This window comes from Pseudomonas sp. OV226, from assembly GCF_003148705.1.
Taxonomy (GTDB): Bacteria; Pseudomonadota; Gammaproteobacteria; order Pseudomonadales; family Pseudomonadaceae; genus Aquipseudomonas.
Window position 1 is genome coordinate 1 of record NZ_QGGS01000044.1, and the last position, 6,850, is coordinate 6,850.

Sequence of the window (6,850 nt, forward strand, 5' to 3'; positions counted from 1 at the left end):
ACCGAAAGCCCCACAGGCCGCGCCCCATATGGCGCAACGGGTCTAGACAACAAAATTCGCGTCGGGTGATACTGTTGGTGCAAAAGGCGCAGGCAGTGCCACGCTTCATGCGGCTGATGATATTCGGTTCTCGCAAAATAGCGTTTCATTCAATAAAACTGACCGCGTAACGGGTACAAATTACACATACGACGATTTAGTCCAAAGCATGCGGACTAATGGCTGGAAAGGTGATCCAGTTGACGTCGTAAAAATGCCTGATGGCAAGCTGACTAGTATGGATAATACTCGAATTGCCGCAGCCAGAGAGGCGGGGATCGACGTTAAAGCTAGCGTTCGTGGATTTGATGATCCATTGACGCCAGCTATTCAAGAGGCTAGAGGGTGGCAGAATTTTAATACTTGGGGAGAGGCCATTACTGGTCGTATAAACAAGCAGTCAGGCGGGTTTTCTGCTTCCAATCCTTACGGTTCAACAGAGCCACCACGTATTTCTGGAGGCGGGAAATGATGAAGCCTTTTTTATATGACCTTCCAATTTTGCCGGATGGCTTTCAATTCCCTATTGATTATCAAAGTGTAGTTTTGGCTGGTGAGATAGATGTAGCGCCTTGGCAATTTCTAACGAAAGATATGGGGCGCTCTCTCTTTTATTATGGCTCTATGCTTTTGAAGTTCCCAGGGAGCACTCTGGTCCCATTTGCAATTATTCAAGATGAGTCTGGGTTGTATAATGATGGATGGGTAGTTCTCGCCTGTTTTGATGGAAGCGAGGGAGGGGATTTAGCTGTTCGGATTTATGATTACTCAAGGCCAAAATCAAGCCCTTGGGATAACTTTTCTTACTCTGGTTTCTCTGAATGGTTTAGTGCTGCCAAAGAAGAATCAGCTCGCTATAAAGCTGAGCGGGTCGAAGACGAGGGCTGTTCCTGATGCATAAAAAAAATGGGGACGCTACTCGTTAACCATACGTCATTCTCAGCTTGAAAAAATTTGAAGCCCTGCTGGTGCATCCGCAGGGCTTCAATTTTTAGCACAGTAGGTTTTCCATATCGTTGTCCGACAGCTACGGCTGTGGCTATGTCTTGTGATAGATGTACATGGTGGCGAGAACCCGCAATTAATCCTTGTTGCTGAATTGACTCTAGAAAACGAGTGGCTGTTCCGTGGTACAGAAACTCGGGCGGCTCTTTTTCAATATGCTGGAGGTTTACGCTTTCAGTTGAATGCCCCTGCACAGCGCGAATGTATTGCGCATCGTGGGAAATAGCAAAGCGCTTCTTATCACTGCTGCTGACAACGGCCAAGATCGATTCACGATCTAGAGTACGCCCTTCTTTAGCTGCGCCTGCAATTAAGCAATCAATTTCTGCCCAGCCTTCCGTGTCTAGCTGAAGTCCAATGGACTGCGGTTCATGTCGCAGTACATAGCTGAGAAACTTGCTTGTCTCGTTGAGCTGCTTGCTGTTCATGGTTGCTGTTTTGACTCTGGACTGGGTACAAAAAATCGTTTTGTTTGGTGTTTCAAAATCATCGCATCGAGTAGGGCGAGAACAGAGCGTTGTTCATCCTCGTCCATTTGCACCACAGCTTCGAATTTGAGCTTTAGCTCGTTCTGCGGTTCGCGCTCGTTTTCTTCAAACACCAGCCAATCGGTAGAAACATTAAAGGCCACTGCCACCTTCTTGAGCACCTCAAGCGATGGTTGGGCTTCACCGGATTCATAGCGTTTTACCTGGGTGATATGGATTCCCACGGTGTCAGCCATTTGCTGTTGGGTCAGGCTGTGTTGCTTGCGTAGTCGCAAGAAGCGTTCAGTGAAGCTCATCCAGAACAAGCCTTGGTGGTGGTCGATGCCTGGCATTGTCACCTCTGGTTCTGATGAGGGTTGACGAAAGTATCTATGTGGAGCTTACAATAATCCCTGATGAGATACTTGACAAGGTTCTGAGGAGATACTGAATGGCTCGCATCCCCGAAGCCGAGCTGGAACGCCTCAAGCGTGAGGTGTCACTGGTTCGACTGATTCAGTCGCAGGGCCATCAGCTGCAAAAGCGCGGCAAGGATTGGGTCATGTGCTGCGTGTTTCATGACGAAAGTACTCCCAGCCTGTCGGTCTCCGACGAGAAAAACCTCTATCACTGCTTTGGCTGCGGGGCCGCCGGTTCGGTGATCGATTGGGTGATGAAGACTCAGGGTGTGTCGTTGCCGCACGCGGTGCAACTGCTGCGCAACGACGCACCGCTGGAGAACACGGAAAAAGTCGGGGTGACCCGCAGTCATGCTCGACACCTCCCTTCTTTAGCCGCAAGCTCTTCAGCTTCTGCGGTTTCGGCGGTCGAAGACGCCGCGCTGTTGCGCTCGGTGGCCGAGTTCTACCATGCCAATCTCAAACAATCGCCCGAAGCGCTGGCCTATTTGGTGTCTCGCGGCCTGAATCATCCCGAGCTGGTCGAGCATTTTCAGCTGGGTTATGCCAATAAAACCCTGACTTACCGCTTGCCCGCTGGGCATACCTTGGCCGGTCGCCAAATGCGTCAGCAATTGCAAAGCTTGGGTGTGTTGCGTTCGACCGGGCACGAACATTTAAACGGTTGCTTGGTCGTGCCGGTGTTGGGGCTGGAAGACGGCGCCCAGCCCGAGCAATCCGGGCGAGTGATGCAGCTGTATGGGCGGCGGATGCAGCCGAACAATAAAATTCCGGCCAATCAGCCCCGGCATATGTACTTGGCCACGCCGTTGCGCGGGGTGTGGAATGAGGCTGCATTGCGGGCTAGTCGGGAAGTGATTCTCTGCGAATCGTTGATCGACGCCATGACCTTTTGGTGTGCCGGTTTTCGCAACGTCATCAGCGCCTATGGCGTGAACGGTTTTCTCAAGACCATTGGCAGGCCCTGAAACACCATGGCACCCAGCGTGTGGTGATCGCCTTCGACCGCGATTCAGCAGGCGATACCGCCGCCGAAAAATTGGCCGAGGACCTGCGTGCAGCCGGCGTCGAAGTGTTTCGCCTGTTGTTTCCGCAAGGCATGGACGCCAATGCCTTTGCCTTGCAGGTGAACAACCCGGCGCAGGCACTGGGGGAGTTGTTGCAACAGGCGCTGTGGCAGGGCAAAGGCGCGCCGGTTTCGGTCGAGCGAGAAACCACTTTTTCTTTAGCCGCTGCGCCGCAGGCCGTTGCGGCGGTGGCTCTAGTACCTGAAATTTCCGAGTCAGAAACGGTTCTGCCGCCAGTGCCGGGTGTGCCTGTTTTCGAGTCGGCAACGCAGGCCGATCAGTTTTCGGAAAACGCCCAGGGCGATCTGTTGTTGGCCGTGGCCGACCGCCGCTGGCGAGTGCGCGGCTGGAAAAAGAACCTTGGCCCGGAACAAATGCGGGTCAATGTGCAGGTGCGCCGCGAGGTTGCCGAAGAGCCCGTAGCGGGCCGCGAAGCGGCCTATTACGTGGACAGCTTCGACCTGTACGCGGCCAAAGCCCGCTACAGCTATTTGAAACAGGCGAGCATCGAGCTGGGCGTGCCGGATGAAATTATCAAGCGCGACCTGGGCAAGCTGCTGCTCAAGCTGGAAGGCTTGCAGGAAGCGGCGATCCAAGCGGCACTGGCCCCGAAAAAAACCACGCCGACGCTGAGCGCCGAGGATGAGCTAGCGGCGCTGAACCTACTGCGTGCCCCGAACTTGATCGAGCGCATCGAAGCCGATTTGACCCGCTGCGGGGTGGTTGGTGAATCCTACAACTTGCTGGCCGGGTACTTGGCCGCCGTTTCTCGAAAGCTGGATCAGCCCTTGGCCGTGTTGATTCAGTCCTCCAGCGCGGCAGGCAAAAGCTCGCTGATGGACGCCGTGTTGAACCTGATGCCGGAAGAAGAACGCATCCAGTACAGCGCCATGACCGGCCAGAGTCTTTTTTACCTCGGCGAAACCGATCTGCAACACAAGATCCTGGCCATCGCCGAAGAGGAAGGCGTTCGCCAAGCGGCTTATGCCTTGAAACTGCTGCAATCGGACGGCGAGTTGACCATTGCCAGCACCGGCAAGGACGAAGCCACCGGCAACTTAATCACCAAGCAATACAGCGTCAAAGGCCCGGTGATGCTGATGCTCACCACCACCGCGATCGACGTGGACGAAGAACTGCTCAACCGTTGTTTGGTGCTGACCATCAACGAAAGCCGCGAACAAACCGAAGCCATTCACGCCGCCCAACGCAAAAAACAAACCCTCGACGGCCTGCTGGCCGACGCTGAAAAACAGGCGATTACTCGCCTGCATCAGAACGCCCAGCGGCTGATCAAAACCGTGGCCGTGGTTAATCCGTTCGCTGATCAGCTGACCTTTCTTTCGGACAAAACCCGCACCCGACGTGACCACATGAAGTACCTGACGTTGATTCGCTGCATTGCCTTGCTGCATCAACATCAGCGCCCGGTCAAACACGTCGAACACCGAGGCAAAGCCTTGGCCTACATCGAGGTCACGCAGGGCGACATCGTGTTGGCCAACCGGCTGGCCCACGACATTCTTGGGCGCACCCTGGACGAACTGCCACCGCAAACACGCCGGTTACTGGAGTTGCTACAGGGTTGGGTCGAGGCCAGAAGCCAAGCGCAGGGACTCAAAGAAAACGAGTTTCGCTTTGGTCGCAAGGACGTGCGCGAGGCCACCGGCTGGGGAGATACCCAGTTAAAAATCCACCTGGGCCGACTGACCGAACTGGAATATCTACTATTACACCGCAAGGGTTTGGCCCATGAATACACCCTCACGTATGACGGCAAAGGCGCTAATCAACCGCACTTGATGGGCCTGATTGATGCCGACCAGCTAGACAACAAATCTGCCCGGTCGGGGGAGTCGGAAGAACGGTCGGACTCAGGTCGGGCCATGGTCGGTACTCAGTCGGACACCCTGAACCACACGCAAAGCCACGTAGTTTCTGGGCTTGAGTCCAAAGCGGTCGGCCTGAATCAAAAACCACTGCTCCAGCCGCTACAAAAAAACCACTCCGCGTTGTCCAGCGCTGTCTAAGTCGAGGTGGTTATGCCGAAAAAAGGCGAGAGCAAAAAGCAGCGTGTTTCGGAACAAATAATTGGCCCGCTGGGCGACCCCGGCAGCCTGTATTTTCAGATGAAACAGTTCCTGCAATACCAGCGTGAGCGTGGCTATTCCGAGCGCACCGTGGGCAACCGCGAACACTTGCTGATTGCCTTCATTCGCTGGTGTGATGAACGCGGTCTGACCCGCCCCCAGGAAATCACCCGACCGATTTTGGAGCGCTACCAGCGTCATCTTTTTCTCTACCGAAAAGCCGATGGCGAAGCGCTGTCAGCACGTAGCCAAACGGTGCGCATCACGCCGATTCGAGTCTGGTTCAAGTGGCTGACCAAAACCAACCGTATCCTTTACAACCCGGCTTCTGACCTCGATCTACCGAGGATGGAACAGCGCTTACCAAAGCACATCCTCAGCAGCGACGAAGCCGAACGCATCCTCAATGTGCCGGACACCCAAACCTCGACCGGCATCCGCGACCGGGCGATGCTCGAAACCCTTTACAGCACCGGCATGCGCCGCATGGAGTTGATTGGCCTGAGCTGGAGCGCCATCGACTACGAACGCGGCACGGTGATGATTCGCCAAGGCAAGGGCAAAAAAGACCGGATGATTCCCATCGGCGAGCGGGCATTGGCCTGGATCACCAAATACCGCGACGACGTCCGGCCCCATTTTGTCTTGGGTCAGGACGATGGCACCTTGTTTTTGACCCAGCAGGGCGAAGGATTTAGCCCCAACCGCCTGACGCAACTGGTGCGCGAACATATCGAAAAAGCCAACATCGGCAAGCGTGGCAGTTGCCACTTATTCCGTCACACCATGGCCACGTTGATGCTGGAGAACGGCGCCGATATTCGTTTCATCCAGGCCATGCTCGGACATGTCAGCCTGAACACCACGCAGATTTACACTCAGGTCAGCATCCGGGCGCTCAAGGACATTCACACGGCCACTCATCCGGCGCGCTTGCTACGGCAAAAAGCGGTGAGCGAAACCACGGCTGAAATCCTTTCAGATGACTCTGTCACAGCCCTGTTAACGGCCCTGGATGCCGAAGCGGATGAAGAGCGCGACCAGGCCTGACAAATGGCAGACAAACGCCTGACATATGCCTGACGAGCATCAGGAGCCATGACAAAGGCCTGACAACCTCCCTACAAATGCCTGACAGCCCCGCAGGCCGCGCAGCGGCCTCAATCAACAGCAAAAAATACAGGCACGCCATGGATGTATACATCCTGTGCCAAAGGGGAGCCCTTTGAATCCCGAAAAGCCGCCTCTACGAGTCGAATAGCAAACGTGTGGATTGCGCTGGGCGTAGCGGTGTCTATGCCGTGATCATGGGTTGCTCATGGGTTGCTCATGGGTTGCTCATGAGTTGCCATGCCTTGTCTATAGATTGTCCATGACCTGCAATAACTTGTTGATGGATTGTTCATGCAGTGTCTATGCGCAGTGCATGCAGCTTTGCGAGTTTTGTGCTCGATTAGTGCAAATCAGAGCAACTTAGAGCCAGCGGGGCCGACACAGAGCAATTTAGAGCAATTTAGAGCAACTCAGAGGCACTCTGGGGTATTTCAGGGGTATTTCTGGGGCATTTCTGGGGTAAACCTGGGGTGCTCGGGGGTATTCGCGGGGTACTTGTGGGGTAAACATGGGGTATTCCAGGGGTAGGGTGGGGTACACTCATTTTTTGTTTTATTAAAAACAGGCACGTTACCGACTGTCTACAAATGAGCTGCGCCATTCGTAACCAGTCGACCGTACCAAAGGGGAAACCCCTTTGAACCCCAAAG

At 54.5% G+C, this 6,850-nt stretch carries 7 protein-coding genes; 5 read left to right on the top strand and 2 right to left on the bottom strand.

The window, feature by feature from the left end; translation table 11 throughout:
- The first annotated feature begins 253 nt into the window (after positions 1 to 253).
- Positions 254 to 511, top strand: coding sequence for a hypothetical protein (locus tag C7534_RS33135; protein WP_146206234.1), 258 nt, complete (start codon positions 254 to 256; stop codon positions 509 to 511).
- On the top strand, positions 508 to 933 hold the full coding sequence (locus tag C7534_RS32050; RefSeq protein ID WP_218278097.1) for a hypothetical protein: 426 nt from the start codon (positions 508 to 510) through the stop codon (positions 931 to 933). Before C7534_RS33135 ends, C7534_RS32050 begins: the two co-directional genes overlap by 4 nt.
- Here C7534_RS32050 and C7534_RS32055 read toward each other — a convergent pair.
- Together C7534_RS32055 and C7534_RS32060 are read right to left on the bottom strand one after the other, a co-directional pair.
- Positions 894 to 1,472, bottom strand: coding sequence for an RNA 2'-phosphotransferase (locus C7534_RS32055; protein WP_109788249.1), 579 nt, complete (start codon positions 1,470 to 1,472; stop codon positions 894 to 896). The two genes, C7534_RS32050 and C7534_RS32055, sit on opposite strands and share 40 nt — an antisense overlap.
- The gene (locus C7534_RS32060) at positions 1,469 to 1,864 is read right to left on the bottom strand and encodes a helix-turn-helix domain-containing protein (protein WP_218278098.1); all 396 of its coding nucleotides are present in this window, start codon (positions 1,862 to 1,864) and stop codon (positions 1,469 to 1,471) included. The genes C7534_RS32055 and C7534_RS32060 overlap by 4 nt, the downstream gene beginning before the upstream one ends.
- 98 nt (positions 1,865 to 1,962) lie before the next feature.
- Between C7534_RS32060 and C7534_RS32730 the strand changes: the two genes are divergently transcribed.
- The 3 genes from C7534_RS32730 to xerC are packed head-to-tail and all read left to right on the top strand — an operon-like array spanning position 1,963 to position 6,137.
- Positions 1,963 to 2,898: a CHC2 zinc finger domain-containing protein gene (locus tag C7534_RS32730; RefSeq protein WP_218278099.1), complete on the top strand. Its 936-nt coding sequence runs from the start codon at positions 1,963 to 1,965 to the stop codon at positions 2,896 to 2,898.
- A complete protein-coding gene (locus C7534_RS32065) occupies positions 2,826 to 5,027 on the top strand; it encodes a toprim domain-containing protein (RefSeq protein ID WP_218278100.1) in 2,202 nt (733 codons plus the stop codon). Before C7534_RS32730 ends, C7534_RS32065 begins: the two co-directional genes overlap by 73 nt.
- A gap of 12 nt (positions 5,028 to 5,039) precedes the next feature.
- Positions 5,040 to 6,137 (top strand): site-specific tyrosine recombinase XerC, encoded by a 1,098-nt coding sequence (xerC, locus tag C7534_RS32070; RefSeq protein WP_109788250.1) that lies wholly within the window; start codon positions 5,040 to 5,042, stop codon positions 6,135 to 6,137.
- Positions 6,138 to 6,850: the final 713 nt, after the last annotated feature.

Coding starts and splice junctions, on each gene's coding strand:
- C7534_RS33135 (WP_146206234.1), top strand. CDS start 254: ATGCCTGATGGCAAGCTGACTAGTATGGATAATACTCGAATTGCCGCA.
- C7534_RS32050 (WP_218278097.1), top strand. CDS start 508: ATGATGAAGCCTTTTTTATATGACCTTCCAATTTTGCCGGATGGCTTT.
- C7534_RS32055 (WP_109788249.1), bottom strand. CDS start 1,472: ATGAACAGCAAGCAGCTCAACGAGACAAGCAAGTTTCTCAGCTATGTA.
- C7534_RS32060 (WP_218278098.1), bottom strand. CDS start 1,864: ATGCCAGGCATCGACCACCACCAAGGCTTGTTCTGGATGAGCTTCACT.
- C7534_RS32730 (WP_218278099.1), top strand. CDS start 1,963: ATGGCTCGCATCCCCGAAGCCGAGCTGGAACGCCTCAAGCGTGAGGTG.
- xerC (WP_109788250.1), top strand. CDS start 5,040: ATGCCGAAAAAAGGCGAGAGCAAAAAGCAGCGTGTTTCGGAACAAATA.